This is a genomic window from Methylobacterium sp. Gmos1, assembly GCF_053764715.1.
The window spans coordinates 36,161-61,651 of record NZ_JBSNCC010000016.1; the positions used below are offsets into that span (position 1 = coordinate 36,161).

General features: G+C 70.1%; 28 protein-coding genes. 16 read left to right on the top strand and 12 right to left on the bottom strand.

Annotation, left to right across the window (positions count from 1 at the left end; genetic code table 11):
- Position 1 precedes the first annotated feature (1 nt).
- The 10 genes from ACS5PV_RS24525 to ACS5PV_RS24570 all read left to right on the top strand — a co-directional run bounded on the left by ACS5PV_RS24525 (position 2) and on the right by ACS5PV_RS24570 (position 5,576).
- Positions 2 to 400 (top strand): membrane protease subunit, encoded by a 399-nt coding sequence (locus tag ACS5PV_RS24525; RefSeq protein ID WP_455397962.1) that lies wholly within the window; start codon positions 2 to 4, stop codon positions 398 to 400.
- Between the two features lie 21 nt (positions 401 to 421).
- Entirely contained in the window at positions 422 to 1,060 is a 639-nt protein-coding gene (locus ACS5PV_RS24530; protein ID WP_455397963.1) for a hypothetical protein, read from the top strand.
- 2 nt (positions 1,061 to 1,062) lie between these two features.
- On the top strand, positions 1,063 to 2,406 hold the full coding sequence (locus tag ACS5PV_RS24535) for a hypothetical protein (RefSeq protein WP_455397964.1): 1,344 nt from the start codon (positions 1,063 to 1,065) through the stop codon (positions 2,404 to 2,406).
- Positions 2,399 to 3,280 (top strand): phosphoadenosine phosphosulfate reductase domain-containing protein, encoded by an 882-nt coding sequence (locus ACS5PV_RS24540; protein ID WP_455397965.1) that lies wholly within the window; start codon positions 2,399 to 2,401, stop codon positions 3,278 to 3,280. Before ACS5PV_RS24535 ends, ACS5PV_RS24540 begins: the two co-directional genes overlap by 8 nt.
- Positions 3,258 to 3,641 (top strand): hypothetical protein, encoded by a 384-nt coding sequence (locus ACS5PV_RS24545; protein ID WP_455397966.1) that lies wholly within the window; start codon positions 3,258 to 3,260, stop codon positions 3,639 to 3,641. Before ACS5PV_RS24540 ends, ACS5PV_RS24545 begins: the two co-directional genes overlap by 23 nt.
- Positions 3,634 to 4,284, top strand: a complete 651-nt coding sequence (locus tag ACS5PV_RS24550) for a hypothetical protein (protein WP_455397967.1) — start codon at positions 3,634 to 3,636, stop codon at positions 4,282 to 4,284. The genes ACS5PV_RS24545 and ACS5PV_RS24550 overlap by 8 nt, the downstream gene beginning before the upstream one ends.
- Complete coding sequence (locus ACS5PV_RS24555; RefSeq protein ID WP_455397968.1) at positions 4,281 to 4,565, top strand: hypothetical protein; 285 nt, start codon at positions 4,281 to 4,283, stop codon at positions 4,563 to 4,565. Before ACS5PV_RS24550 ends, ACS5PV_RS24555 begins: the two co-directional genes overlap by 4 nt.
- The gene (locus ACS5PV_RS24560; protein ID WP_455397969.1) at positions 4,555 to 4,785 is read left to right on the top strand and encodes a hypothetical protein; all 231 of its coding nucleotides are present in this window, start codon (positions 4,555 to 4,557) and stop codon (positions 4,783 to 4,785) included. The genes ACS5PV_RS24555 and ACS5PV_RS24560 overlap by 11 nt, the downstream gene beginning before the upstream one ends.
- Positions 4,786 to 4,795: 10 nt before the next feature.
- Positions 4,796 to 4,996 (top strand): hypothetical protein, encoded by a 201-nt coding sequence (locus tag ACS5PV_RS24565; protein WP_455397970.1) that lies wholly within the window; start codon positions 4,796 to 4,798, stop codon positions 4,994 to 4,996.
- 319 nt (positions 4,997 to 5,315) lie between these two features.
- The gene (locus ACS5PV_RS24570; RefSeq protein WP_455398047.1) at positions 5,316 to 5,576 is read left to right on the top strand and encodes a pyocin activator PrtN family protein; all 261 of its coding nucleotides are present in this window, start codon (positions 5,316 to 5,318) and stop codon (positions 5,574 to 5,576) included.
- Here the strand turns inward: ACS5PV_RS24570 and ACS5PV_RS24575 are convergent.
- On the bottom strand, positions 5,561 to 6,649 hold the full coding sequence (locus ACS5PV_RS24575; RefSeq protein WP_455397971.1) for a tyrosine-type recombinase/integrase: 1,089 nt from the start codon (positions 6,647 to 6,649) through the stop codon (positions 5,561 to 5,563). The two genes, ACS5PV_RS24570 and ACS5PV_RS24575, sit on opposite strands and share 16 nt — an antisense overlap.
- Positions 6,650 to 6,779: 130 nt before the next feature.
- On the opposite strand from ACS5PV_RS24575, the gene dusA reads away from it, so the two are divergent.
- Together dusA and glgX are read left to right on the top strand one after the other, a co-directional pair.
- Positions 6,780 to 7,817: a tRNA dihydrouridine(20/20a) synthase DusA gene (gene dusA / locus ACS5PV_RS24580; RefSeq protein ID WP_455397972.1), complete on the top strand. Its 1,038-nt coding sequence runs from the start codon at positions 6,780 to 6,782 to the stop codon at positions 7,815 to 7,817.
- A 103-nt stretch (positions 7,818 to 7,920) separates the two neighbouring features.
- Positions 7,921 to 10,017, top strand: coding sequence for a glycogen debranching protein GlgX (glgX, locus tag ACS5PV_RS24585; RefSeq protein WP_455397973.1), 2,097 nt, complete (start codon positions 7,921 to 7,923; stop codon positions 10,015 to 10,017).
- Positions 10,018 to 10,094: 77 nt separating this feature from the next.
- Here glgX and ACS5PV_RS24590 read toward each other — a convergent pair whose 3' ends face one another.
- From ACS5PV_RS24590 to ACS5PV_RS24600, 3 genes are all read right to left on the bottom strand, one after another.
- A complete protein-coding gene (locus ACS5PV_RS24590) occupies positions 10,095 to 10,820 on the bottom strand; it encodes an SDR family NAD(P)-dependent oxidoreductase (protein ID WP_455397974.1) in 726 nt (241 codons plus the stop codon).
- Positions 10,817 to 12,196 (bottom strand): MFS transporter, encoded by a 1,380-nt coding sequence (locus tag ACS5PV_RS24595; RefSeq protein ID WP_455397975.1) that lies wholly within the window; start codon positions 12,194 to 12,196, stop codon positions 10,817 to 10,819. The genes ACS5PV_RS24590 and ACS5PV_RS24595 overlap by 4 nt, the downstream gene beginning before the upstream one ends.
- Positions 12,197 to 12,362: 166 nt before the next feature.
- Positions 12,363 to 12,920, bottom strand: a complete 558-nt coding sequence (locus tag ACS5PV_RS24600) for a 2,4'-dihydroxyacetophenone dioxygenase family protein (RefSeq protein WP_455397976.1) — start codon at positions 12,918 to 12,920, stop codon at positions 12,363 to 12,365.
- A 240-nt stretch (positions 12,921 to 13,160) separates the two neighbouring features.
- Here ACS5PV_RS24600 and sugE point away from each other — a divergent pair, with 240 nt between their 5' ends.
- Positions 13,161 to 13,475, top strand: a complete 315-nt coding sequence (sugE, locus tag ACS5PV_RS24605) for a quaternary ammonium compound efflux SMR transporter SugE (protein WP_455397977.1) — start codon at positions 13,161 to 13,163, stop codon at positions 13,473 to 13,475.
- 10 nt (positions 13,476 to 13,485) lie between these two features.
- Here sugE and ACS5PV_RS24610 read toward each other — a convergent pair whose 3' ends face one another.
- The 4 genes from ACS5PV_RS24610 to ACS5PV_RS24625 form a co-directional block, all read right to left on the bottom strand.
- Positions 13,486 to 14,274: a Crp/Fnr family transcriptional regulator gene (locus tag ACS5PV_RS24610; protein WP_455397978.1), complete on the bottom strand. Its 789-nt coding sequence runs from the start codon at positions 14,272 to 14,274 to the stop codon at positions 13,486 to 13,488.
- Positions 14,275 to 15,192: 918 nt separating this feature from the next.
- Positions 15,193 to 15,930, bottom strand: a complete 738-nt coding sequence (locus ACS5PV_RS24615) for a NepR family anti-sigma factor (protein ID WP_455397979.1) — start codon at positions 15,928 to 15,930, stop codon at positions 15,193 to 15,195.
- Between the two features lie 139 nt (positions 15,931 to 16,069).
- Positions 16,070 to 16,441 carry a CsbD family protein gene (locus ACS5PV_RS24620; protein WP_455397980.1) on the bottom strand — a complete coding sequence of 124 codons (372 nt, stop codon included), beginning with the start codon at positions 16,439 to 16,441 and terminating at the stop codon, positions 16,070 to 16,072.
- Between the two features lie 131 nt (positions 16,442 to 16,572).
- Positions 16,573 to 16,776 carry a CsbD family protein gene (locus ACS5PV_RS24625; protein WP_455397981.1) on the bottom strand — a complete coding sequence of 68 codons (204 nt, stop codon included), beginning with the start codon at positions 16,774 to 16,776 and terminating at the stop codon, positions 16,573 to 16,575.
- Between the two features lie 183 nt (positions 16,777 to 16,959).
- On the opposite strand from ACS5PV_RS24625, the gene ACS5PV_RS24630 reads away from it, so the two are divergent.
- Positions 16,960 to 18,207, top strand: coding sequence for an Hsp70 family protein (locus tag ACS5PV_RS24630; protein WP_455397982.1), 1,248 nt, complete (start codon positions 16,960 to 16,962; stop codon positions 18,205 to 18,207).
- Between the two features lie 5 nt (positions 18,208 to 18,212).
- Here ACS5PV_RS24630 and ACS5PV_RS24635 read toward each other — a convergent pair whose 3' ends face one another.
- The 4 genes from ACS5PV_RS24635 to ACS5PV_RS24650 all read right to left on the bottom strand — a co-directional run bounded on the left by ACS5PV_RS24635 (position 18,213) and on the right by ACS5PV_RS24650 (position 22,186).
- Entirely contained in the window at positions 18,213 to 19,160 is a 948-nt protein-coding gene (locus ACS5PV_RS24635; RefSeq protein WP_455397983.1) for an ABC transporter substrate-binding protein, read from the bottom strand.
- A 36-nt stretch (positions 19,161 to 19,196) separates the two neighbouring features.
- Entirely contained in the window at positions 19,197 to 20,291 is a 1,095-nt protein-coding gene (locus ACS5PV_RS24640) for an LLM class flavin-dependent oxidoreductase (protein WP_455397984.1), read from the bottom strand.
- 14 nt (positions 20,292 to 20,305) lie between these two features.
- On the bottom strand, positions 20,306 to 21,481 hold the full coding sequence (locus ACS5PV_RS24645; RefSeq protein WP_455397985.1) for an acyl-CoA dehydrogenase family protein: 1,176 nt from the start codon (positions 21,479 to 21,481) through the stop codon (positions 20,306 to 20,308).
- A 339-nt stretch (positions 21,482 to 21,820) separates the two neighbouring features.
- The gene (locus tag ACS5PV_RS24650; protein ID WP_455397986.1) at positions 21,821 to 22,186 is read right to left on the bottom strand and encodes an ArsR/SmtB family transcription factor; all 366 of its coding nucleotides are present in this window, start codon (positions 22,184 to 22,186) and stop codon (positions 21,821 to 21,823) included.
- A gap of 105 nt (positions 22,187 to 22,291) precedes the next feature.
- On the opposite strand from ACS5PV_RS24650, the gene ACS5PV_RS24655 reads away from it, so the two are divergent.
- Positions 22,292 to 23,038, top strand: a complete 747-nt coding sequence (locus ACS5PV_RS24655; RefSeq protein WP_455397987.1) for a glucose 1-dehydrogenase — start codon at positions 22,292 to 22,294, stop codon at positions 23,036 to 23,038.
- Between the two features lie 362 nt (positions 23,039 to 23,400).
- Positions 23,401 to 25,311 (top strand): propionyl-CoA synthetase, encoded by a 1,911-nt coding sequence (locus tag ACS5PV_RS24660; RefSeq protein ID WP_455397988.1) that lies wholly within the window; start codon positions 23,401 to 23,403, stop codon positions 25,309 to 25,311.
- Positions 25,312 to 25,491: the final 180 nt, after the last annotated feature.

A 25,491-nucleotide genomic window follows, 5' to 3' on the forward strand; every position in this document is an offset into this window, starting at 1 on the left:
TATGTCTATATTCATGGAATACGGCCTACCCGGCCTCTTGACTGTCGGCGGCGCCATCGTAGCCTGGGCTATAGCCTATCCACCTTACAACATCTGGGTCCAGAAGCTCCAGGGCCAAGCCGACCTCGCCCAGGCCGAGAACGAGACCCGCATCGTCGTCCGCAAGGCGGAGCGCGAACTGGACGCAGCGAAGCTCTACGCGCAAGCCGATGTCGAGCGTGCCAAGGGCATCGCCGCGTCTATCCGCGAAGTCGAGAACGCGCTTGGCGGGCCGGAAGGCTATCTGCGCTGGAAATACATCAACATGCTGGAAGAGCAGGATGGTGTCAGCCAGATCATCTATGTGCCGACTGAGGCTGGACTACCGATCCTCGAGGCCGGCAAGCGTCCCACTGTCTGACCCGCATCACGAGGCACGACTATGACCGAGAGCGAGAACACCCGTGATCTGATGTGGCAGCTCGAACAGGAGCTTGGCGTCAAAGGGCCTGCGAACGTGCTTCGCGCCGCGCTTAAGCTCGCCAAGGAAACCGCCGCACAGGTCAAGGAGACCGGGCCCCCAGCCCCTCCCGCCTGGATGGACGAGGTAGCGCAGCAGGCGCTGCGCATGGCCCCCGCTAGCCCGACGCCCGTTGCCCCCATCATCGAGCGCGCCCTCCGCCTCGCCCTTGAGCGCCGTCATGTCGTGGAGCCTCGCCCGGTTCCGAGCGACGAGGAGATGCTGATAGCGGCGCGAGATGATGTGGCGCAGCGATATGACGCCCGCGCTCCGCAGTGGTCGCAGTCCGTTCGAGAAGGCGATCAGGACGACCACGACGAGGTTCAGGCCGCCCACCAGGCCCGCCGCAACATGCTCCGCGAGGGGGGCGCTGTAGCAGCCCCGGTAGTGCCTGCGGTGGATTGGGAAGCGGCGCTGAAGCGGGCGTGGGATGCGGGGTGGCGCTCGGTCGAATACGCCCTTGAGGCGATCCGGTCCGGCGGCACGTCCCGATCTCAGGACGATGTGCGGTCCGACGACGTGTCCAGGATCCTGTCCACCCTGCCGACCCAGGAGGCCTGATTATGGGTGAGATCCTTCGACACAAGAAGACCGGCGGCCTGTACGAGGTGCTGTTCCGGGGTGTGCGGTTGCGAGCGCACCGTTCCCTGGCGGACTATGACCTCGTCCTGATTGTCCGGCATGGCGAGGCCAGCGAAATCACCGCGTGCTCGTCCATGTTCAACGCCCCGGCCGGGGCATCCATCCTGTTCGCCGCGATCGTACAGTCCAGCGCGCCGCTGGTCCACGGTGCCGAGGTGGTCGGCTACCGCGCTTTGAACGGCGGCCCAGCCTGGGCCCGCCCGACTTCCGAGATGGAGGACGGCCGGTTCGAGCCCGTTTCACCGACCCCCTCTCCTGAAGGGGAGGTGGAGGGGCTGGTGGAGAAGCTGATCTATCATGCTCGCCTAAGTGGCAGCGCTGAGAGCGCAGTTGAGCGATACAAGGGGAGCCTATCTGAAGCGACTTTCGCGTCAGGGCTTCGGGTTGCCGAAGAGCGACTTCAGTCTGCCCGCACCGCTCTCCTCTCCCGTCTCAGCACCAGTCCGGTGGATACTACAGGGCGCGACCCTTCGGGCCCGGACTGTCGTCCTTCGGATCAAGCCCCTTCGGGTCTTGCCGCCTACGGCGCTTCCATTCCTCGCGCGGGCGAGGTGCCAGGGCTTATAGAGGACCTGATCAACTTCGCTCGGCTATATGAGCGATTAATAGATAGACCGAGTGAAATTGACGAAGCTACTCAGGTAGCTCTAGAGATTGAGGAGACCAAGGCGAGCATTTTGTCCGCTATTATGGCGCGAGCAGCCCTGAAAGACACAGGCAAAATGACCCGCCGTCCCGGATTTAGCACTGAGGAGGAGCGGCAGGTTGCGGCTTCCGAGCGCATCTTTGCTGCGGTCCATACCTACCTGACCGAGATGGAGGAGACTGAGGAGGGCGGGGAGGATATCGAGATCCGCCAGTTTGAAGCCATGAAGACAGCGCTCGCGGTTGCCGACCGCGCCAGGGATCAGCGCGCTTCGCGTGAGGACGGCGATAGCCGGCCGAGGCCGGAGGCCGCGAGCCCGGTCGACGAAGTCGAGGCGCCATCCCCCACCCCGTCACTCCAGACACAGGGGGCAATCAATCCCCCTGATTGTAGGGAGGAGGGGAGCCGAGACGAACAGTCAGAGCGATTTATCGCTGAAAGCATCGCGCTTGAGGAAGAAGAGACCCTCGCGCAAATCCTGTTTGAGCAGGACCCTGGCGCGCCCCTCCTGAAGTGGGATCAGCTTTGGTCCGAGATCAAAGACAAGTACCGGCAGGACGCACGAATTAAGCTCTCCGCCTCCCCGCGTCCCTCCAAGAAGGAGCAGGGCGATGCGTAAGGCGGACCCCTACTTGATCCAGGGCCCGGCCCTGATCTCGTTCTCGGGCGGCCGGACCTCCGGCTACATGCTCAAGCACATCCTCGACGCGCACGGCGGCACGCTGCCGGATGACGTGCACGTTGCCTTCGCGAACACCGGACGGGAGATGCCCGAGACCCTGGACTTCGTGCAGGAGTGCTCGGAGCGGTGGGGTGTCCGGATCGTCTGGCTCGAATTCGACCCGGAGGCCGAACACAAGACCCAGATCGTCAACCACAACTCGGCCAGTCGGAACGGCGAGCCCTTCGACGCGGTGATCCAGAAATCCCGATCGGGGATGCTCCCGAACCCGGTGACCCGGTTCTGCACCGTCGAGATGAAGATCCGCCGGTTCTACATGCTGATGCACAAGATGCTCGGCTATGACCGCTGGACCAGCGTCGTTGGCCTGCGCGCAGATGAACCGCGCCGTGTCGAGAAGCAGCGCTATCGCAATACGCTCGGCAAGGAGAGGTTCGCGACAGCCATGCCGCTCGCGGATGCGGGAGTGACGAAGCGCGACGTGCAGACGTTCTGGGGCGCTCAGCCGTTCGATCTGAGCCTCCTGAACGTCAACGGGACGACGCCGGACGGGAACTGCGACCTCTGCTTTCTCAAGTCCGAGGGCACGATCCTGAGCACCATGCGCCGACGGCCCGAAACGGCAGAGTGGTGGATCGGCCGCGAGGCCATCGCCATGGATCGCACTGTTTCGGTTGAGACGCGGAACGAAAGCGTTCGGCGGTTCCGAATGGATCGTCGTTCCTATGCTGCGCTGTTCGACGCCTCGCAGCGCCAAGCCGACCTCTTTGAGCCCCAGGAGGAGAGCCTTGACTGTGCCTGCACCGACTGATCGCGCCGCCGAGCGCGAGCGCATCGTCAAGGCCGCCGTCGAGTGGGTCACTGACCCCGGCTGCGCCTCGGCCCTCGCAGAACTTGAGGACGCCGTCGCCGAGTTCACGGCCGGCGCCGACGAGCGGCTTTGCGAGAAGCTTGCGCCATCAGCCGAAGCCATTGAGCGCCGCGCCCGCAGCCTTTGCGCCGACGCAGGTCTGCACCCCGACTTCATGGCGTACCAGGGCCAAGATGACCACGGCTATGCGATCCGCGAGCCGAACTGGATGCTCTTTGCCGAAGAGGCTGAGGAGGAGCTTCGTGCTGCTCGCGCCACCCGCACCGCACTCGCCAGCAAAGAGGAGGCGGGGCGTGGGTGATCGAAAAGACATTCAGCAGGGCGCTGCCCCTACGGGGCCCGAGCCCTCGCAAGTCGAGCCGGGCAAGCCCGTCTCGCCGCTACGCGCTTCGGTCTCTAGCACGGGTCATCTGCGCATACTGCCCGCGACTGAGATGCCGAGAGATGGCACGACTTGCCTTGTTCTCGACGGCAGCGACGATCCGGCCATCCTTTGGCAGTGGGATGGCGACCACGGCCACATGGTTGAGCAGCAGCACATCCACCAACTGGATGGCTGGCTGCGCGAGGCGTCGATCTGTGTCGTGATGGATGACCTAGTGGCGTTCTTGAGGAATTGCGCCAGGGATCAGCGCGCGGAGCGCGAAGACGCGGGGCGGCTGAGGTCGAAGACCGCGAGCCCGATGCCCGAAGGGCAGGCGCCCGCATCTCAAGACCTGAAAGCGCTACAGGCTGAGAATGCGCGTCTCACCACCGCCCTAGCGGAGAGCGAGCGCAATCGGAAGGAGGCTGAAGCTCGCAATACAGCCTTTACAAGGCTCGCTCGCCTGATCGGCGAACAAGCTGTTGATCCAGCAATTCGTCAGACAATCAACGATTTGCTTGGCATCAAGGATCTTCTCTCCACCCCCACCCCGAGCCAACCAAGAGGGGAGCGGTCGTGACCAAACCTGTCCTCATACTCACTGCTGGTTTGGCGATCGGCCTCCCGATCGGCGCTGTCCTTCCTGCTGCCGGGATGATCCAGGCGCACAGCAGGATCGCGCAGCAGAACGCCGCGCTCGACAACTCGACGGGCGCGCTCAAGAACCTGATGTCGGCGTGCGACCAGCAAGCGGACGCACAGGGCCGCCTCATCACGGAGTTGCGCCGCGGTAAGGACGCCCGGGATCGTCTCATCGCGCAGCTGCAATCCCGAGCCCCGGAGGCCCCTCGTGACCGATAGCACCAAGCAAGGGCTGCACGTCCTCGTCGCCGTCGTCGACCTCCAACAGCCCGACCCTGAGATGATCGCCGCGGCCTGGGGCGCGTGGCACGCCCGCCACGGCGGCCGGCTCGGGCCGGGACCTGCATTCGTAGAGTCAATCAAGGCAGCCAACCAGGTTCTGCTCTCTCGCGCCCGCGCATCAGGGGTGACGGTCGAGGTGGGAAGCGCGCATGAGTGACGCCCGGAACATGAGCGACGCCGACCTGATCGCCGAGGATCAGAACCTCGCCCGGGAATGGCGGGAGATGCGGCAGTCCTTGGACGAATGCGGCGGAGCTAGCGGCTCGCCCGGCGAGTGGCTGTGGGAGCGCATGGGCGAGCTTGAAGCCGAATTGAAGCGGCGCGGCCTGCCAGTGTCGCCGGCCGAGGGAGGTGGCGATGTCGGGTAAGATCGAGGTCGTCCACGTGGGCGGAGGGCCCCGCCGAGGCCTGTACTTCCGGACCAAAGCCGATCGAGACAGGTTCCTCGCTCAAATCCCGGATAGCGCGAGCATTCGTGCCGGCGGCCAAGGCGAGCTGCTTTTCGGAGCGCGGGACGACCCAGCCTCAACGCCATTGTACATCGCAAGCGCTGACGACTGGGCTTGGCTTCAAATCGGTCTAATGGCCCGAGCCCGCCCCACACCGCCGGTCAGAACAGAAGGGGAGGGGTAGATGCCGCGCACCCGAGCTTCCACCACCACCAATCCCGCAGCGAGGCCCGAGCCCATGAACACCGCGTTTCTCCTGCTGGCGCAGTACGGCGGCGCAGCGGTGATCCCGATCGAGCACGTGTGCCGGGACTACTTCTCGCACCTGACGCCCGAGAAGCTGGCGCGGAAGATCTCCGCCGGGGAGATCGCCTTGCCGCTGGTCCGCATCGAGGCGAGCCAGAAATCGGCCAAGGGGGTGCACTTAAACGATCTGGCGCGCTGGGTCGACGATCGGGCCGAGGCCGCGCGCAAGGAGTGCCGTCAACTCTGCGGCTGATCCGCCGCGGTCACGACCGCGAGCCAGGGCCAGCCGGCGTACCGGTCGCCCGCCTTGCGAATGTGGGTATAGCGCTGGAGCGACGACCAGCTTTTGTGGCCGGAGACCGACGCCGCCAGCGGCACGGTCCGGCCCATCTCGAACAGCCGTGAGACGCCCTCGTGGCGCAGGTCGTGGAACGTGAGGTCGTCGATCCCGAGGAACGCACACGCCCGGGTGAACGCGGCCGAGATCGCGTCGGTGGTGTAGGGGAAGATCCGGTCGCCGGCGCGCGGCTGCGCTTGGACGACCCGCAGCGCCTCCGGCGGCAACTCGCACCAGACATCGTTCCCGATCTTCTGCCCCGGGTTCTTCATGTCCCGGACCAGCACCCGCGAGCCCTCCTCGTCGAGGTCGGCCCAGGCGATGCGGGTGATCTCCTCCTGACGCCGCGTCGAGAAGAGCGCGAAGGCCACGATCGCCTGCATCGGCACGCTGCCGGGCCGCCGGTGCCGGACTCCACCGAAATGCGTCATCAGCCGGTCGAGCTCGTCGAGCGTCGGTCGACGGCTGCGCGATGCCGACTTGGCGACGAGCCCGAGCTTCGAGGTGACCTTCCGGGCATCCTGCATGCTCGAGGGGTTGAGCTGATAGCCCCAGGCTGCCTGCGCGATGGAGAACACGCTGCCGAGGTGGGCGAGATAGTTCGAGACGGTCTGCGGCTGCCGGCCGGCAGAGAGCTCGGTGGCGAACGCGACCACGTCGGCGCTGGTGATGGTCGAGCAGGGCTTGTCCGCGATGTCGAACGTCTTGATGGTCTTTAGCACCTGCGCCTTGGTGCGCCCCAGGGCGCGCCGGCTCTCGGCCACGTACCGGTCGATCGCCGCGCCGAGCGTCGGGTCCTCGGCCTTCTTGCCCGACACCGCCCCGGGCGCGGACAGTTCGCGCTCCCGCTTCGCGATCCACGAGTTGGCCGCCGCCTTGCGGTCGAACGTCTTCGTCTCGCGGTGGGTAGCGCCGTCCTGCCGGATCACCACCTGAGCGTGGTAGCCGATGGACCCGTCCTTGCGCTTGCGCTCGACGATGGTTCCCACGATGCCCCCATGCGCGGTACAGCATGGGGCCCGGGCGTACAGCATTGCTGTACTTTCGACAAGAAACCGGCGCAAAACGCCGGAAACGGCTTCAAATCGTACAGCACGAGGGTCGGGTCAGGTGGTTGCCATGGTTGAAAAAACGAGCAATTTCAGTCCTTGGCGCTTTTCCATAGCACCCATGATGGACTGGACCGACCGCCACTGCCGGGCGTTCCACCGCACCCTCTCGGCCCGGGCGCTCCTCTACACCGAGATGGTGACGACGGGCGCGGTGCTGCACGGGCCGCGCGAGCGGCTGATCGGGTTCGATGCGGCCGAGCACCCGGTGGCGATCCAGCTCGGCGGGTCGGATCCGGGCGACCTCGCTTCCGCCGCCCGCATCGCGGAAGAGTTCGGCTACCGCGAGGTGAACCTCAATGTCGGCTGCCCGTCCGACCGGGTGCAGGACGGGCGCTTCGGCGCCTGCCTGATGCGCGAGCCGGCCCTCGTCGGCGACTGCGTCGCCGCCATGAAGGCCGCGGTTTCGGTGCCCGTCACGGTGAAGTGCCGCATCGGCGTCGACGACCAGGACCCGGAGGAAGCCCTCGACGCCCTGACGCGGGCGGTGCGGGCGGCGGGCGTCGACGCGCTGATCGTGCACGCCCGCAAGGCCTGGCTCAAGGGATTGTCGCCGAAGGAGAACCGGGACATCCCGCCCCTCGATTACGGTCGGGTCCACCGGCTCAAGCGCCGGAACCCCGACCTGCCGATCGCCCTCAACGGCGGCCTGCAGGATCTGGCGGCGGCGAAGGCCGAGCTGGAGCCGCGGGACGGCGTCCGGCTCGACGGGGTGATGCTCGGCCGCGCCGCCTACGCGGAGCCGGCGCTGCTCATCGGCGTCGATCCCGACCTGTTCGGAACGCCGTCGCCGGTGGCCGATCCGTTCGCCGCCATCGAAGCCTACGAGCCGTACATCGCCGCGCGGCTCGGGGAGGGCGTGCGCCTGCACGCCATGACCCGGCACATGCTCGGCCTGTTCAACGGCCGCCCCGGCGCGCGGCCGTATCGCCGCCACCTCTCGGTCGCCGCCACGCGGCCGGATGCGGGCCTGCACACCTTGCGCGAGGCGGTGGCGCTCGTCTCCCGCGAGACCGCCCCGCGCGAGCCGGCGAGCGCCGCCGCCTGAGAACGGCGTCCCGTCTCATCTCGCGGCCTCAGCTTGGCAGCCGGGCGCTCTGCGGGCATGTTCGCTATCGAACAGGCGTGCGCGAGAGGGTTGGACGGACGGGATGATCGCACTCGACGACGGCGCCGCAGGCCCGCTCGGCGCCCATTTCGACGGGCGCGGGGTCAATTTCGCGCTGTTCTCCGCCCATGCCACGGCGGTGGACCTGTGCCTGTTCGATCCGACCGGCCGGGTCCAGACCGACGTGGTCCGCCTGCCGCGGCGCACCGACGACGTCTGGCACGGCTACCTCTCGGGCGTGCTGCCGGGGCAGCTCTACGGCTACCGGGTGCACGGCCCCTGGGAGCCGGCGCGCGGCCACCGCTTCAACCCGCACAAGCTCCTCATCGACCCCTACGCCCGCGAGCTGCACGGCCGGGTGCGCTGGCATGACGCGCTCTACCCCTATCGCCGCGGCAGCCACCGCGAGGACGTGCTCGACCGGCGCGACAGCGCCCCGATGATGCCGAAGGGCGTCGTCACCGCCCCCGAGGCGCCGGTTTACGACGACCCGCCCCTGCGCCATCCGCTGGTCGACAGCGTGATCTACGAGGCCCATGTCCGGGCCCTGACCCAGACCCACCCGGACGTGCCGCTGCCCTGGCGCGGCTCCTACGCGGCGCTCGGCCATCCGGCGATCGTCGACCACCTCGTGCGCCTCGGCGTCACGGCGATCGAGCTCCTGCCGATCCAGGCCTTCGTCGACGACCGCTTCCTGGTCGAGAAGGACCTGACCAACTTCTGGGGCTACTCGCCGCTCAACTACTTCTCGCCCGAGCCGCGCTACCTCGGGCCGGCGGGCACGGCCGGCCTCAAGAGCGCGATCCGCCAGCTCCACGCCGCCGGCATCGAGGTGCTGATCGACGTGGTCTACAATCACACCTGCGAGGCCGACCACACCGGGCCCAGCCTGTCGTTCCGCGGCATCGACAATGCGAGCTACTACAAGCTCAATCCCGACGATCCGCGCCGCGACATCGACTGCACCGGCTGCGGCAACACCCTCGACGTCGCGGTGCCTCGGGTGATGCAGATGGTGCTCGATTCCCTGCGCCACTGGGTCGAGACCTACCGGATCGACGGGTTCCGCTTCGACCTCGCCTCGAGCCTCGCCCGTGCCCCCCACGACTTCACGCCCCGCGCCGCGGTGCTCCAGGCGATGGCGCAGGACCCGCTCCTGTCGCGGGTCAAGCTCATCGCCGAGCCGTGGGACATCGGCATGGGCGGCTACCAGCTCGGCGGCTTCCCCGTCGGCTGGAGCGACTGGAACGACCAGTTCCGCGACGCCGCCCGCGGCTTCTGGCGCGGTGATTCCGGCCAGCTGCCGAAGCTGACGCAGGGGCTGACCGGCTCGAAGGAGATCTTTTCCGCCTCCGGCCGCGGGCCGTCGGCCAGCGTCAACTTCATCGCCTCGCACGACGGTTACACCCTCGCCGACGTGGTCGCCTACGAGACGAAGCACAACGAGGCCAACGGCGAGGGCAACCGCGACGGGCACGGCCACAACGTCTCGCGCAACTACGGCGTCGAGGGGCCGACCGACGATCCCGCGATCCTGCGCGTGCGGGCGCGCCAGAAGCGCAACCTGCTCGCCACGATCCTGCTCGCGCAGGGCGTGCCGATGCTGCTGATGGGCGACGAGCGCTCGCGCACGCAGGGCGGCAACAACAACGCCTATTGCCAGGACAACGCCACCTCCTGGATCGACTGGGAGAACGACGCCGGCGACCCGAGCCTGACCGCCTTCGTGCGCAACCTCCTGGCCTTGCGCCGCGACCACCGGGCGCTGCGCCGGCGAAAGTTCCTCACCGGCGAGACCGTGGCGTCGGGGGGCCTGCGGGACGTGCACTGGCTCTCGCCCTGCGGCGCCGAGATGGATGACGGCGCCTGGGGCGACGGCGAACGCCGGGCCTTCGGCATGCAGATCGGCAACGACGCCCCCGACGGACGCCGGCTCCTGATCCTCGCCAATGCGGGGGAGGGGGCCCTCGACTTCCGGCTCGCCCCGGTGATCGGCGGGCCGTGGACGCCGCTCTTCGACACGACGGCGGCGGATGGCCGGCCGGCGGGGCGCGAGGGCGTCAAGGCCGGGGGGGTGGTGCGGCTGCCCGAGCGCGCGCTCCTCGTCATGGCGCGGAGCACGGGGCGGCGGAGCGCCTGACCCGATCGCTTCGCGCTGCGGGAGCCGGCCCCGCCCGGGGATCGGGCGTTTCCGGCGCCATCGCGCGGGATCCCGCATCAGGTGATCAGGTAGCCGCCATCGACCGGCAGCACCACCCCGGTCATGAAGGCCGCGGCGGGGCTCACCAGGAAGGTGACCGCGTCCGCCACGTCCGAGGGCACGCCCCAGCGGCCGAGCGGCGTGCGCGACAGGATCGGTCCCGCCCGCGCCGGATCGTCCTGGAGCGCCCGCGTCAGCGGCGTGGCGATCCAGCCCGGCGCCACCGCGTTCACCCGGATGCCGTCCGGCGCGTAGGCGATGGCGAGCGATTTCGTCAGCTGCGCCACGCCGCCCTTGCTGGCGCTGTAGGCCGGCACCAGGCCGCCGCCGAAGAACGACAGCATCGAGGCGGTGTTGACGATGCTGCCGCGGGTCTCGGCGAGCTTAGCCCGCGCCGCGGCGCAGACCCGCATCGTGCCGGTGAGGTTCACCGCCAGCACCTCCTCGAACACCTCCGGCCGGTGCTCGTCGCCCCGCCGGATGATGCCGGCGCAGTTGACCACGACGTCGAGCCGGTCGCACGACGCGACGAGGGCGGTGACGGCGGCCCCGTCGGTGACGTCGAGCTCGTGGGCCGTGAGCGCGAGGCCGTCGGGGATCGCGCAGGCGGCGGCGTTGATGCCGGCGGCGTGCACCCGGGCGCCGAGGCGGGCCAGCGCCTCGGCGATGCCCGCGCCGATGCCGGAGGTGGCGCCCGTGACGAGGGCGGTGCGGCCGGCGAGGAGATCGGGCGTGAAGGTCATGCCGTGCGCTCCGCCAGGACCAGGGTCTCGCTGCCCTCGAGGGGCTTTCGCACCAGGACGATGTAGGCGACCGCCGCCAGCACCGCGACCGCCGCGGCGGCGAGCAGCGCGTTGACGTAGGAGCCGGTGCCCTGGACGATGTAGCCGGTGATGACCGGCGCGAACGACCCGGCGAAGTAGCCGCCGAAGTTCTGGATGCTGCCGAGCGAGGCGACCTGGCGCTTGGGCACCGCGACGCTCACCATCATCCAGGCGGCCCCGCTCGCCATGTTGATGAAGAACATCGCCAGGCAGATGTAGACCACCGCCAGCGTCACGCTCGGGGTGTAGGCCGCCGGCACCGTGAAGGCGCCGCCGCCGAGCAAGCCGATGCAGACCGGCCACTTGCGGCTGGCGACGATGCCGGCGCCCCGCGCCAGCAGCCGGTCGGCGGCCTGGCCGGCGCAGAGCATGCCGAGCGTGCCGAACACGTAGGGAATCGCCACCACCCAGCCGGTGCGGGCGACGCTCAGGCCCCGCTCGTGCTCCAGGTAGGACGGCAGCCAGGTCAGGTAGAGCCAGACCATGTAGATGACGCCCATGAAGCCGAGGATCATCCCCCAGGTCGTGGCGTGGGCAAACAGCCCGCGCCACTCCGCGAAGGTCATGCGCCGGGCCGGAGCTTCCGGCGCCGCGCCCTCGTCGAGATGGGCGACCTCGTCCTTCGTCAGCGCCACCTCGGACCGGTTGCGGTAGACGAGGTACCAGCCGGCCGCCACCACGATGCCGACTAGGCCGGTGACGACGAACATCCAGCGCCAGCCGAGCCCGAGCATCATCGCGGTGAGCAGCGGCGGGGCGATGCAGGGCCCGATGCAGGACGAGGCGACGAAGATCCCGGTCGGCGTGCCGCGCTCGCGCAACGAGAACCACTCGCTCACCGTCTTGGCGCCGGCGGGGAATTGCGGCGCCTCGCCGAGGCCCAGAACGGCGCGGGCGAGCACGAATTGCTGGAAGTTGGCGACGAAGCCGGAGACGAGCTGCGCCAGCGACCAGAAGAACATGCCGGCCCCCAGCATGATCCGCGAGCCGAGCCGGTCGAGAAGCGCGCCGACCGGCAGTTGCGAGAACGCGTAGGCCAGCGAGAAGGCCGAGAGCAGCCAGCCCATCTCGGCGGGGGAGAGGGCCATCTCGTCGCGGATCGCCGTATTGGCGATCGAGAGAGCCGAGCGGTCGACATAGTTGATGATCCCCGCCGCGGTCAGGAAGGCGACCGCGATCCACTGGATGCGGCGCAGGCGCGGCGACTTGGCGAGGGAATGGGCGAATGCCCGCGCTGTCGACGTCTTGGTTGACTTGCCGGTCGACTTGGCGGTTGTTGCTGTGCCGGACGACATCGCGCGCCGGTCCTCCCGTTGTTGTTGGGTATGGGTGTTTGTTAGATCTTGAGGGCGAGTCCGACACTCACGAGGTGATTCCGGGTTCCGCTGCGCGGCCCCCGGAATCACGGGATCGGTGCCGACTCCGTCGGCGATTTTGACCCGACGAGGAAAGTTCGCGAACTCAGCGGATGAACTGGTCCACGTAATCCGCCCCGAGCCCGACCGCCTCGTAATGCGCCCGGCACATGTCGACCTTGGTGAACACGTCCTCGTAGCCGGTGTGCCGGCCCCAGGGGTCGACGTAATACATGCAGCCGTTGACCTGGAAGTAGGTGATCATCTCCTCCACGCCCTCGTCGACCACGAGGGTATGGGTCTCGCCCGGCGGCTCGAAGGCGTAGGCGCCCTCGCTCGCGACCCAGTCGTGCTCGAGGTAGCGCCAGCTGCCCTTGAGCACGAAGGCGTGGACCGGGCCGGGATGGCGGTGGCGGCTGAGGATGCCGGCCTTGCGCACCTTGAGCAGGTTCATCCAGTAGCCGGCCGAGACGTTGAGGCAGAGCGGGCGGAACCACACGCTGTCGGCCTGCGGCACCCAGATCCGGTCGTCCTCGGGGATCGCTGGTGCCACCACGAGATCGGGCCGGATTCCGGCCGGCTGCGGCATCTGGTAGGGCATGCGCCGCAAGGTGGCGGCGTCGAGCCCAGCGGCGGGGTCCCGCGCCGGGGAATCGGCACTCATGGCATCCTCCCGATGTCCATATTGTGGACGTTCTGTCCGTGATGTGGATGGTCGTGGAGGCGCGGCACTCTGTCAAACCTTGGCCGCTGCATGGCAGCGTTGCGGTTGGCCGCGCCCGGCTCTCCCCGCCCGATTGCCGCCGGCCGGACCTGCCCCATCTCCCGCTGGCCGGGACGGCCCGGCCGCGGGGATCCAGCGACCATCCGCGGGGACGGCCCTGCCCTTGAACGGGGGCTCTCCTTGACGTGGATTCTCCTGCTCGTCGCCGGCCTGTTCGAGATCGGCTGGGCGATCGGGCTCAAATACTCCGACGGCTTCACCCGCCCGCTGCCCGCGCTTCTCACGGGGCTGAGCATGGTGGCGAGCGTCGTCCTGCTGGGGCTTGCCCTGCGCACGCTGCCGGTCGGCACCGCCTACGCGGTCTGGACCGGCATCGGCACCGTCGGCACGGCGCTCCTCGGCATCGCGCTGTTCGGCGAGCCCGCCACGGCGGCGCGGCTTGCCTGCATCGGCCTGATCGTGGCCGGGATCCTGGGGCTCAAGCTGCTGGCCTGAAGCTCGGCGCTCACTCGTGCCGCTGCGTGGGATCGACCGCCACGATGGCGCCGCTCTCGGCATAGACCGCCCCGAGCACCGAGCGGAAATGCCCCCGGACCTTGCCGTAGCACTCGCAGGAGGCGTGCTCGGCCTGGGCCCGGTCCAGGATGGTGATCTGGCCGCGGCGCACCGAGATCAGGCCGCGGCGCTGAAGCGCCCCGAGCACGCCGGTGAGGTAGGTGCGGCGCACGCCGAGCATCTCGGCCAGCATCTCCTGGGTCACCGGCAGGACCGGGGTGCCGAGCCGGTCCTGGAAGGTCAGGAGCCAGCGCAGGCAGCGCTCCTCGATCGGATGGACGGCATTGCAGGCCACCGATTGCAGCACCTGGGCGAGCAGGCAATCGGCGTAGCGCACGAACAGGTCGCGCAGGGAGGGGGAGGCGGCCCGTGCCCGGGTCAGCCGCTCGGCGTCGAGGCGCAGCACCTCGCCCGAGACCTGGACCACCGCCTCGCTGAAGGCCGGCAGGTAGCCGTGGCTGACCACGCCGCCGACCGCGCCCTCGTGCCCCACCGTCGCGGTCTCGACCATCCGCCCGTCGCGCATGCGCGACACCAGGGTCACGGTGGTCCGGTTCAGCGGGAAGGTGACGTGCGACACGTCCTCGCCGGCGCGAAACAGCACCGTGCCGCGGGTCCGCTGCCCGCGCTCGAGATACGGCGCCAGCAGGGCGCGGTCGCTCGTGTCGAGGGACTCGAGCAGGAGGTTGCCCTCGAAAAGACCGGCCTCGGGGGACCGCGACTCGTCCGGCGCATTCAACGTCGTCGTCTCCGGAAAATCAGGGGCCCCCCGTGGAGTCCGGACGGAGGGCGCGGTGGTGCCCGGAAGTGGCGAGGCCGCGCGGCGCAGGTGCATCGAGCGGCCTCGCAACCGGAACGAGCCCACGCTTGGTCTAACGGTGCGTCAAGGCCGTGTCTGTCTTGTTTCTGACGGTATGAAAACGATTCCGGCCTATTCCTATCAGCCGAACGCGTGACGTCGCAGTGCTTTATATACCCTGGTACACTATATTGAGCGGCGGATTGATCAGGCTTGACGGCATAGCCCCGAGGCAAGAGAGCCAGTTGCATTACAGGATATGACCCGATCCTCGTTCGTCAAGGAAATTTCATCCGCCGACCGACCTAGGGGTAGAAAACCAATTCATTGGGACAGCCTGCAATCGTTTAGGCTGCGGCAATTCGGATAAATGAGCCGAAATGTATCGAGGTCGCCATCCCGGTGAGAGAGTGTTGACCAGTTCTGGCGCGTCGGGCGCGAGACGGCTGGCCTTCACCATTCGCGTCGCTAGGCCGGCATCCATGTTGGCGCATTTGCTGCACCAGGGGGATCCCTCCTCCACGTTACCCCAAGTGATGAGTGCGACACGCCGGCGGCGATGATGGTCCGGGATGCGCGGACGTCTGCGTCGAACGCCGCCTGTCGCAGGCAGGCCCGATCGGCCGGCATTCGGCCGGCGGTCTCGCGAAGGATCGGTCGAGGAGACGGGGGATCGGTATCGTGAGGACGGGCGGCGCGACACGCGGGAGGCTTGCCGCGCGGGAGGCTTGCCGCGCGACATAACCCTCGTCGGCCGGTGCCCGGCCGAGCGTTCCGCAGATCCCCTCGACCATGCGCGGCGGGCAAGGCCCCCGCTCGCGCGGCGCCGTCGTGAGTCGCTGGGGCCGGAGTGGCGGATCAGCCGTCGAGAGCCATCGTGCCGGCATGCCCCATCACCGAGCGGGTGAGCCGGTCGGCCCCGAGCTCGCCGCCGGAATAGCCCAGGAGTTCCGCCAGCTTGTCGCGGGCGCGGCAGACCCTGCTCTTCACCGTGCCGACCTTGCACTGCATCAGCACCGCGGCGTCCTCGTAGGACAGGTCGCCGACCGCGACCAGCATCAGCGCCTCGCGCTGCTCGGCCACCAGCTTGTTGAGCGCCGCCTGGAGGTCCTGCACGTCGAGCCGGTCGCCCTGGTTGGGGGCGGAGGTCAGCCGGGCGGAGTACACGCCCTCGCCGTCCTCGACCTCGCGCGAGCGCTTGCGATGCTCCGAGTAGAAGGCGTTGCGCATGATCGTGAACAGCCAGGCGCTGAGATTGGTGCCGGCCTCGAACCGATCGCGGTTCTGCCAGGCCTTCAGCATCGTGTCCTGCACCAGGTCGTCGGCCCGGGCCGGGTTGGCGGTGAGCGTCAGGGCGAAGCGGCGCAGGGCGGGGGCCGCCGCCAGCAGGTCCTCGCGGAACCGGTCCTGCTTCGGCGCGCCGAGGGCGGCGAGCGCCAGTTCCAGCCGGCTGAGCAGGTCCGCGAAGGCGGCGGGCGCCGCCTCCACCTCGACCGCCGCGTAATGCGCGCGCAGCCGCTCGCCCAGGTGCTCCTGCACCGAGGGGGGCAGGACCGGGGCGGTCTTCGGGGGGCCGGAGGGTGGGCTCTGGGTCATCGGGTCGTTCGGCTGGCGCGGGATTGCGGCCAAGCTAGACCATAAGCGGCCCGGAGGCGAGGCCGAAGCCGGCCTCGCCTCGACGCAGTGCAACATCGGGGCCGCCGCGTGGCCGCGGCGGCACTCCGAACCCGCAGCGTCAGCGGCGGCCCTTCAGCAGCCAGCCGGCCGCGAAGGCGAGGCCAGCGACGGCGAGCAGGGTCTCGGTCGGGTGCGACTCGGCCCGATGCAGGGCCTTGCGGCCGCGGTGGCGCGCCTCGCCGTAGACCTCGCGGCCGCGGGCGTAGGCGTGGCGGCCGCGCTTCTCGATCTCGCCGGCGAGCGCCCGGCCGTCATGCGACAGGTCCTCGGCGACCTCCCGGCCGCGGCCATAGGCGTATTGCGCACCGCCGACGACCTGGTTGAGCGCGCCCTCGGCCTGCGGCCGGGCGCGGCCGGTGACGGCGCCGAGCGCGGTCTGGCCGCGGCCCTTGAGGTGGCGCACGCCGCCTTCGAACTGGTCCCTGTTCATCGTGGTCTCCTGAAATATCCGGGTGACGAGCGGTCGCGGAAAAACGAAAGGCCGGCCTCCCGCGTGCGTCGCGGGAAACCGGCCCGATCGTCCAAGAGGTCGGGCCGGCGCGAGGCCGGCCCGCGCCGCGATCAGAGCTTGCTCTTCACCGTGTCGGCGGCATTCTTGATGCCGTCCTTGACGTCGCCGGTGGTCTTCTGGGCCTCGCCCTTCAGCTCCTGGGCCTTGCCCTCGGCCTGCAGCTTCTCGTTGCCGGTGGCGTTGCCGATGCCCTGCTTGATGTTGCCGACAGCCTCGTTGGCGAGGCCCTTGATCTTGTCGGTGGTGCTGCTCATGGGAAGCTCCTCGTCTCTTGCAGTTCAACGACTGCTCAGGTCTGACGAACCGCCGAGACGGCGCATTGTTCCGCAGCGACAGATGCGGAAATCCCGCCGGGGCCGGACCGCGCAGGCTGGACCGGGGCGGCGGAACCCGCTAGGTCGCGCGCCCTCCCCCCTCGGCACCGGCAGAGATTCGGCATGGCGGCCTGCGGCCTCGATTTCGGCACCTCGAACACCACCCTCGGCCTGATCGGGGCCGGCGGGCTGGCGCTGGCGCGACTGGAAGGCGAGGCGGTCACGATCCCGAGCGCGATCTTCTTCCCGCCGGCCGGCGACGCGGCGATCGGCCGGGCCGCCGTGAACGCCTATGTCGAGGGCCAGCCCGGGCGGCTGATGCGCAGCCTCAAATCGGTGCTCGGCTCGTCGCTCCTCGACGAGACCACCCCGGTCGGGCGCCGGCGGCTGTCGTTCCGGGCGGTGATCGCCCGCTACCTGAGCGCCGTGAAGGCGCGGGCGGAGAGCCAAGCCGGCGGGCCCCTGACCGAGGTCGTGCACGGCCGCCCGGTCCACTTCGTCGACGGCGATGCGGAGGGCGACCGCCGGGCCGAGGACGCGCTCGCCGGCATCGCCCGGGAGGTCGGCTTCTCCGAGGTGTCGTTCCAGTACGAGCCGATCGCCGCAGCGCTCGACTACGAGCGCGGGCTTTCCCGCGAGGAGGTGGCGCTGATCGCCGATATCGGCGGCGGCACCTCGGACTTCTCGGTGGTGCGCCTCAGCCCCGAGCGCCACCGGGCGGTCGAGCGGGCCGGCGACATCCTGGCCAATGACGGCGTGCGGATCGGCGGCACCGACTTCGACCGCACGCTCAGCGTCGGCGAGGTGATGCCGCTGTTGGGCCTCGGCAGCCCGATGCGCCGCCCCGGCCTCGACGTGCCCTCGGCCTACTTTCACGACCTCGCCACCTGGTCGCAGATCAACCGGCTCTACGACGGCAAGACCCTGCGCGAGCTGCGCTCACTTCGCCGCGAGGTCGCCCGGCCGGACCTGATCGACCGCCTCGCCGCGGTGATCGAGGCCGAGCGCGGCCACACGCTCGCGATGGAGGTCGAGGACGCCAAGATCGCCCTGTCGGAGGTCGAGCGGGTCGACTTGCCCCTCGGCTGGGTCGAGCCGGGCCTCGCCGCCGAGATCGACCGGCCCGACCTCGCCCGGCACTCGGCCGATCTCGCCCGGCGCATCGGCGCCTGCGTCGACCGCTGCCTGCGCGACGCCGCGGTGGCGCCCTCGGCCATCGATGCCCTGTTCCTCACCGGCGGCTCGACCCGCCTCGCGCCGGTGCGCGCCGCCATCCTGGCGGCGGCGCCGGAGGCCCGGGTGGTCGAGGGCGACACCTTCGGCTCGGTCGGGCTCGGGCTGACCGTGGAGGCGGCGCGGCGCTACGGCTGAGTTTTCTACTGTGTCGCCGCCGCGGCCCCGGCCCGGGCGGCGTCGTTGAACGAGGCGTCGAACACGCTCCCCGCCTCGAGCCGCCGCGGGATCAGCCCGGCCCGGTGGTAGAGATCGGCGACGCGCTGCTCGTCGGCGATCACCGTGTCGTCGATCGAGACCGGGCGGATGTCGGCCCGGCGGAACCAGGCGAGCGGCACGGCCTCGGGCAGGCCGATCAGGGCCGACCAGCGCTTGGCGAAGGACTCTGGCTTCGCCGTGCCCCAGACCCGCGCCTGGGCGAGCCGGCGCACGAAATCCTCCAGCGCCGCGCGCTTTCCCGCGATGGCGTCGTCGCGGGCGACCTGGAAGCTCAGGCCCGGGGTCAGCCCGCGCCCGTCGGCGACGATGCGGGCCCGCCCCGAGATCTCGAGCTGCGAGGTGTAGGGCTCCCAGGTCGACCAAGCGTCGACGGAGCCGGAGGTCAGCGCCATCTGGGCGTCGGCGGGCAGGAGGAAGGTCGGCGCGACGTCGCCCGTGCCCCAGCCGGCGGCCTCTCCTTGCGCCAGGACGAGCTGGTGGCCGATCGAGCCGCGGCCGGTGGCGATGCGCCGGCCCTTGAGATCGGCGAAGGTCTTCACCGGCGAATCCGGCCGCACCAGCACCGCGAGGCCGGCCTGATTCTGGCGGATGGCGAAGATCGCCTTGATCGGCGCGCCGGCCGCGGCCGCGAAGGTGAACGGCGCGTCGCCGGCGATGCCGGTGTCGATCGCCCCGGCATTGAGCGCTTCGAGCAGCGGCGCGGCGGCCGGGAATTCGCGCCATTCGAGCCGGTAGGGCAGGCCGTCGAGGACGCCGGCCGCCTCCATCAGGGCGCGCGAGCCGCCCTTCTGGTCGCCGACGCGCAGGATCGTCTCGGCGTGGAGCGCAGTCGCGGCAAGCAGCAGGGCGAGGAGGGCGAGGATCGGGCGCATAACGGGTCTCGGATGGCGGGTCTCGGATGGCGGGTGTCAGGCGGCGGCGGGGTGGCGGGCCGGCCGGCCGGCGAGGCGCCGGAAGGCCGGGATCAGCTCGCGCCCGTACTGCACCGCGTCCTCCAGCGGGTCGAAGCCGCGGATCAGGAAGGTCGTGACGCCCAGCGCGTGGTACTCGCGGAGCGCTTCCGCGACCTGCTCGGGCGTACCGACGAGCGCCGTCGAATTGCCCTGCGCCCCGGTCTCGGCGGCGATCGCGGTGTAGAGCCGGCGGTCGAGCCGGTCGCCCTTCGCGGCGGCCGCGAGCAGGCGGCGCGAGCCCTCGTTCTGCGGCACGGCGGCGGGCCCCAGGCCGCGGGCGGCGCGCAGGGCCTTGGTGCGCCGGAGAATCTCTTCCGCCCGCGCCCAGGCGGCCTCCTCGGTCGCGGCCAGGATCGGCCGGAACGACAGGCTGAAGCGGATCTTGTCCTCGCGCCCGTGGGCGCGGGCGGCGGCGCGCACCCGGGCGATCGTCTCGCGCACCTGCGCCTGGGTCTCGCCCCACAGCGCGTAGGTATCGGCGTGCTTGCCCGCCACCGCGATCGCGGCCTCCGAGGAGCCGCCGAAATAGACCGGCAGGTGCGGCTGCTGCACCGGCTTGACCGCCGCGAATCCTCCGGCGACCCGGTAGTGGCGCCCGTCGTAGTCGAACGGGCTCGCGCTGGTCCAGGACGCCTTGACGACGTCGAGGTACTCGCTGGTGCGGGCGTAGCGCTCGTCCTTGGTCAGCCCGTCGCCGTCCTGCGCCAGCTCGGCGTCGTTGCCGCCGGTGATGATGTGGACGCCGGCGCGCCCGTCGGTGAGCTGGTCGAGGGTGGCGAGCTGGCGCGCCGCCACGGTCGGCGCCTGGAAGCCCGGCCGGTGCGCGATCATCAGGCCGATCCGCTCGGTGACCGAGGCGACGTATTGCGCGAGCGCGAAGCTGTCCGGTGCCGTCGAGTGGAAGGCGACCAGCACCCGGTCGAAGCCGCCATGCTCGTGCGCCTGCGCCGAGGCGCGCAAATAGGCCCGGTCGACGACCGGCCCGGTCGGCGCGTGGATCTCCGACCCGTACTGGGCCGCGACGAAGCCGATGAAGTGCACGTCCTGCATGGACAACTCTCCTGTCAGGCGCCGAGCGCCGCGCGCCCGGCCGCCAGCCGGACCGCGTCGCCCTGCGGCGTGTGGATGCGCGCGCAGAGCACGTCGCGCAGGTGGCGTTCGAGCGGGTTCTTGCGCGAGAGGCCGGGATTGCCCACGAGCGCGACCGCGCCCTGCACCACCTGGATCGCGTTGTCGGTGACGGTGAGCTTGACGAGGCCGCTCTCGGCGGGCGAGGGCGGCGCCCCCGCATCGGTCTCGGCGGCGGCGCTGCGCAGGAGCCGGCGATTGACCGCGAGCAGGCGCTCGCTCTCGCCGAAGGCCTCCTGGATCCTCGGCAGGCTCGCGAGCGGCGCGCCGAGATTGGCGGGCGCGCGCTCGTTCAGATGGGTGCGGAGCCAGGCTTGCGCCGCTCGCGCCACGCCGTCGTAGAGGCTGGCGATGAGCGTGGTGTTCCAGGCGAGCGTCACCGGGTCGGGGGCGGCTCCGGCGCCGGGCGGGCGCCAGTCGACGGCGTGGTCCTCCGGCACCAGGACCCCGTCGAGGACGACGTCGTGGCTGCCGCTCGCCCGCAGGCCGAGATGGTCCCAGGTCTCCTCGATCCGCACGCCGGGCGCCGCCATCGGCACCACCACGAACCCGGTGCGCGGCTCGGCCTCGTCGGTGCGGGCCCAGACCAGCCCGAAGCCGAGGATCGGCGCGCCGGTCGAGGTGATCTTGCGGCCGGTGACCCGCCAGCCCTCCGGCACCCGCCGCGCCACCGTCGCGGGCAGGCCGCCGCGGGCGGGCGAGCCCAGCGCCGGCTCGACCCTGAGCGCGTTGACGAAGGCGCCCTCGCGGACCGCCGCCTGCTGCAACCGCGCCGCGACGCCCTCGGGCCACGTCGCCGCCGAACCGGCCTGGGCGAGACTCGCGTGGTGGACCGCCTGCATCGCCAGGACGAGGCTCGCCGCCGGATCGGCCTCGGCCAGCGTCCCGATGACCGCCGCGGCGACCTGGAGGCCGGCACCGAGGCCGCCGCGCGCCTCCGGCACCGTCAGGGCGGCGAGCCCCGCGTCCCGGATCGCCGCGAGGCTCCGATGCGCGAAGCACCCGTCGCGGTCGTCGGCCGCGGCGAAGGGAGCGAGGATGGGGACGAGGGCGCGGGCGGCGGCGAGGGGATCGCGGTCCGCGGGCCCGAACCGGCGCGGCTCGGCCGTCATGTCCGGGCGGCACCTGTGTCGGTCCGCCGGAGCGGGTGGCACGGGATCATGATCGTCAACCTTCGTGGACAAGCCATGCAGGCGGCTCCGAGATCTCGGCCCGGAGATGCGATGATGTCTTCGATCGTCGAAATCTGATCTTGTCGCAGCTTGGCGTCAACAAAAATGATGTTCTGAATATGCGGTGCGATTTGGGAGTATTTTTCCTGAAAGTCGCCGAGAACGTGATGCCGTCGCCCTCCGCCGCCGCCCTGCGGCAGGTGCGTTCTCGGCGGTCTCCCGGCGCGGGCCTCGTCGGCTTGGGCGCCCGCCCCGATCCGATCCCGATCGCCGTCCGCTCTACCGCGGACCGGCCGTCTCCGCGGCGCGCGACACCGGGCCGGATTCCGACGCGTAGGCGTTGATGATCCCCGTCAGCAGGCCGGGAAAGCGGGCCTCCACCTCGGTCCAGCGGGAATGGTTGCGCACCTCGACGCCGTGGCGCTCGCTGCGGATCAGCCCGGCCTCGCGCAGCACCTTGAAGTGGTTGGACAAAGAGGATTTGGGGATGACCCGGTCCCCGACCGCCGACAAGGCCGAGCAGGCCTCGACGCAGCCGGCCCGCATGATCCGGGCGAAGATGGCCGCGCGGTCGGGGTCGGCGAGCGCGTGCAGGATCGCCTCCGGCCTGACGTCCTCGATCGCGGGGTGGAACAGCGGTCTCATGATCCGTCCATATGGGGCCTTGAACTCCCGTCCCATAGTTCCGAAGTTCCGAACTATGGGACCATTGCTCGCTCTGGAGGTGGCCCATAACCGGGAGTAGCACACATGCCCAAGCTCGAGGGTAAGGTCGCCGTGGTGACCGGCGCGTCGAAAGGCATCGGGGCTGGCATCGCCAAGGCCCTGGCGCGGGAGGGCGCGGCCGTGGTGGTGAACTACGCGTCGAGCCGGGCGGGCGCCGACGCCGTCGTCGCCGCCATCGCGTCGGCGGGCGGCCGGGCCGTCGCCGTCCGGGCCGACGTGACCAAGGCGGCCGAGGCGAGGAGCCTTATCGAGGCGGCCGTGGCGCATTTCGGCCGGCTCGACGTGCTGGTCAACAATTCCGGCATCTACGAATTCGCGCCGATCGAGGACCTGACCGAGGACCATTACCGCCGCCAGTTCGACACCAACGTGCTCGGCGTCCTGCTGACGACGCAGGCAGCCGTCGAACACCTCGGCGAGGGCGGCAGCATCGTCAACATCTCCTCGGCGATCACGCACGTGCACACGCCGTCGGCCGCGGCCTATGCGGGAACCAAGGGGGCGGTGAACGCCATCTCGGGCGTGCTCGCCAACGAGCTGGGCCCGCGCAGGATCCGCGTGAACGTGGTCAGCCCCGGCTTCGTGGTGACCGAGGGGACGCACACGGCCGGGGTCGTCGGCTCCGACATGGAAGCCGGCCTCGTCGCGCAGACGCCGCTCGGCCGCGCCGGCCAGCCCGACGACATCGCCGGCGTGGTCGCGTTCCTCGCCTCCGACGACGCCCGCTGGCTGACCGGCGAGGTGATCACCGCCAGCGGCGGCATCCGCTAAGCAGATTTCGCCGAAGTGGTTGCCGGTTCGGCGCCGAAAATCTGCGACAAAACAAGAACCTAAGCGGACGAAGCGTTGGCTTGCCAACGCAAGTCTGCTTAGAGCATCTTGCGACGAGGCGGATACTGGCTCGTCGCAGAAAGCGCGGCACAATCAAAGACCTGGCGCACGTCCCGGTTGCAGCGCGATCGGGACATGCTCCAGGTGCCTGTCACCCGGTGGCGGTCGAGGGGGACGGGGGCGAGCATCGGCGATCGCGACGGTCCGGTCGCGTGGAAGCACCACCATCTTGCCCGCCGCCGCCTTGTCCTCGACAATCCAGGCAACCGCCGGCCGACGGCGGACCAGGAGAGAGGGACGCCATGCCGGGACCGAGCCGCTACCGGGACACCTACGCCGCCTGGCAGCGCGACCCGGAGGCGTTCTGGGCCGAGGCCGCCGCGGCGATCGACTGGGTCACGCCCGCGTCCCGGGTCTTCGCCCCCGAGGAGGGGGCTTACGGCCGCTGGTTCGTCGGGGCCGAGGTCAATGCCTGCCACAACGCCGTCGACCGCCACGTCGCGGCCGGGCGGGGCGACCAGGCGGCGATCCTGTACGATTCGCCCGTCACCGGGTCGAAGCGCCGGATCACCTATGCCGAGCTGCTAAGCGAGGTCGCGGCGCTCGCCGCCGTGCTCCAGGATCTCGGGGTGGAGCGCGGCGACCGGGTGGTGCTCTACATGCCGATGGTGCCGGAAGCCCTGTTCGGCATGCTGGCCTGCGCCCGCATCGGCGCCGTGCACTCGGTGGTGTTCGGGGGCTTTGCCGCCCGGGAGCTCGCCGCCCGCATCGAGGACGCCGCCCCGAAGGTGGTGCTCGCCGCCTCCTGCGGCATCGAGCCGGCGCGGGTCGTCGCCTACAAGCCGCTCCTCGACGAGGCCTGCCGCCTCTCGTCCCACACGCCCGAGGCCTGCCTGATCCTGCAGCGGCCGCAAGGGCCCGCCGGGATGGTCGCGGGGCGCGACCGCGACTGGGCGGACGAGGTCGCGGCGGCGAAGGCCGCGGGCCGGGCCGCGCCCTGCGTGCCGGTCGCCGCCACCGATCCGCTCTACGTGCTCTACACCTCGGGCACCACCGGCAAGCCGAAGGGCGTGGTGCGCGACACCGGCGGCTACCTCGTGGCGCTCGCCTGGTCGATGCCCAACCTCTACGGCGTCGCCCCCGGCGAGACCTACTGGTGCGCCTCCGACGTCGGCTGGGTGGTGGGCCACTCCTACATCGTCTACGGGCCGCTGCTGCACGGCTGCACCACGGTGCTCTACGAGGGCAAGCCGGTCGGCACGCCGGATGCCGGCGCGTTCTGGCGCGTCATCGCCGAAACCGGGGCGGTCGCGCTGTTCACGGCGCCGACGGCTTTGCGCGCCGTGAAGAAGGAGGACCCGGAGGCCAGGCTGATGCAGGGCCACGACCTCTCGCGCTTCCGCACCCTGTTCCTCGCCGGCGAGCGGGCCGACCCCGACACCGTCGCGTGGGCCGAGCGGATCCTCGGAGTGCCGGTGATCGACCATTGGTGGCAGACCGAGACCGGCTGGCCGATCGCCGCCAACCCGGTCGGCCTCGGGGCGCTTCCGGTCAAGCACGGCAGTCCGACGGTGCCGATGCCGGGCTGGGACGTGCAGGTGCTCGACGAATCCGGCAAGCCGCTCCCGCCCGACACGATGGGGACGATCGCGATCAAGTTGCCGCTGCCCCCCGGCGCCCTGCCGACCCTGTGGCGGCAGGACGCGCGCTTCCGCGAGAGCTACCTTACGGCCTATCCGGGCTACTACAACACCTCGGATGCCGGCTTCCTCGACGCGGACGGCTACGTCTCGGTGATGGGCCGCACCGACGACATCATCAACGTCGCCGGCCATCGCCTCTCGACCGGCGGCATGGAGGAGGTGCTGGCCTCCCACCCGGCCGTGGCGGAATGCGCGGTGATCGGCATCCGCGACGCGCTCAAGGGGGAGGCGCCCTGCGGCTTCGTGGTGCTGAAGGCCGGTGTCGCGAAAAGTCCGGACGTCATCGAGCGCGAATTGGTGGCGCTGGTGCGCGAGCGCATCGGCCCGGTCGCGGCCTTCCGCCTCGCGCTCACGGTCGGGCGCCTGCCGAAGACCCGCTCGGGCAAGATCCTGCGTGGCACGATGAAGCGAATCGCCGACGGCGAGGCCTGGGCGATGCCGCCGACCATCGAGGATTCGGCCGTGCTGGAGGAGATCGGCGGGGCGCTGCGGGAGCGGGGGCTCGGCTAGAGCATTTTCCGACGAAGTGGATACCGGTTCGTCGCAGAAAATGCGGCAAAACAAGGACTTAGAGAGCTTCGCGATTGCAGCGCGATCGTGAAGTGCTCCAAGCAGATTTCGACGAAGCGGTTGCCGGTTCGGCGCCAAAAATCTGCGGCAAAACAAGAACCTAAGCGGACGAAGCGTTGG

Coding starts and splice junctions, on each gene's coding strand:
- ACS5PV_RS24590 (WP_455397974.1), bottom strand. CDS start 10,820: ATGACCTTCACGCCCGATCTCCTCGCCGGCCGCACCGCCCTCGTCACG.
- ACS5PV_RS24615 (WP_455397979.1), bottom strand. CDS start 15,930: ATGACCCAGAGCCCACCCTCCGGCCCCCCGAAGACCGCCCCGGTCCTG.
- ACS5PV_RS24625 (WP_455397981.1), bottom strand. CDS start 16,776: ATGAGCAGCACCACCGACAAGATCAAGGGCCTCGCCAACGAGGCTGTC.
- ACS5PV_RS24635 (WP_455397983.1), bottom strand. CDS start 19,160: ATGCGCCCGATCCTCGCCCTCCTCGCCCTGCTGCTTGCCGCGACTGCG.
- ACS5PV_RS24540 (WP_455397965.1), top strand. CDS start 2,399: ATGCGTAAGGCGGACCCCTACTTGATCCAGGGCCCGGCCCTGATCTCG.
- ACS5PV_RS24655 (WP_455397987.1), top strand. CDS start 22,292: ATGCCCAAGCTCGAGGGTAAGGTCGCCGTGGTGACCGGCGCGTCGAAA.
- dusA (WP_455397972.1), top strand. CDS start 6,780: ATGGTTGAAAAAACGAGCAATTTCAGTCCTTGGCGCTTTTCCATAGCA.
- ACS5PV_RS24530 (WP_455397963.1), top strand. CDS start 422: ATGACCGAGAGCGAGAACACCCGTGATCTGATGTGGCAGCTCGAACAG.
- ACS5PV_RS24640 (WP_455397984.1), bottom strand. CDS start 20,291: ATGCAGGACGTGCACTTCATCGGCTTCGTCGCGGCCCAGTACGGGTCG.
- ACS5PV_RS24650 (WP_455397986.1), bottom strand. CDS start 22,186: ATGAGACCGCTGTTCCACCCCGCGATCGAGGACGTCAGGCCGGAGGCG.
- ACS5PV_RS24535 (WP_455397964.1), top strand. CDS start 1,063: ATGGGTGAGATCCTTCGACACAAGAAGACCGGCGGCCTGTACGAGGTG.
- ACS5PV_RS24565 (WP_455397970.1), top strand. CDS start 4,796: ATGAGCGACGCCGACCTGATCGCCGAGGATCAGAACCTCGCCCGGGAA.
- ACS5PV_RS24630 (WP_455397982.1), top strand. CDS start 16,960: ATGGCGGCCTGCGGCCTCGATTTCGGCACCTCGAACACCACCCTCGGC.
- ACS5PV_RS24525 (WP_455397962.1), top strand. CDS start 2: ATGTCTATATTCATGGAATACGGCCTACCCGGCCTCTTGACTGTCGGC.
- ACS5PV_RS24600 (WP_455397976.1), bottom strand. CDS start 12,920: ATGAGTGCCGATTCCCCGGCGCGGGACCCCGCCGCTGGGCTCGACGCC.
- ACS5PV_RS24620 (WP_455397980.1), bottom strand. CDS start 16,441: ATGAACAGGGACCAGTTCGAAGGCGGCGTGCGCCACCTCAAGGGCCGC.
- ACS5PV_RS24660 (WP_455397988.1), top strand. CDS start 23,401: ATGCCGGGACCGAGCCGCTACCGGGACACCTACGCCGCCTGGCAGCGC.
- glgX (WP_455397973.1), top strand. CDS start 7,921: ATGATCGCACTCGACGACGGCGCCGCAGGCCCGCTCGGCGCCCATTTC.
- ACS5PV_RS24570 (WP_455398047.1), top strand. CDS start 5,316: ATGAACACCGCGTTTCTCCTGCTGGCGCAGTACGGCGGCGCAGCGGTG.
- ACS5PV_RS24595 (WP_455397975.1), bottom strand. CDS start 12,196: ATGTCGTCCGGCACAGCAACAACCGCCAAGTCGACCGGCAAGTCAACC.
- ACS5PV_RS24645 (WP_455397985.1), bottom strand. CDS start 21,481: ATGACGGCCGAGCCGCGCCGGTTCGGGCCCGCGGACCGCGATCCCCTC.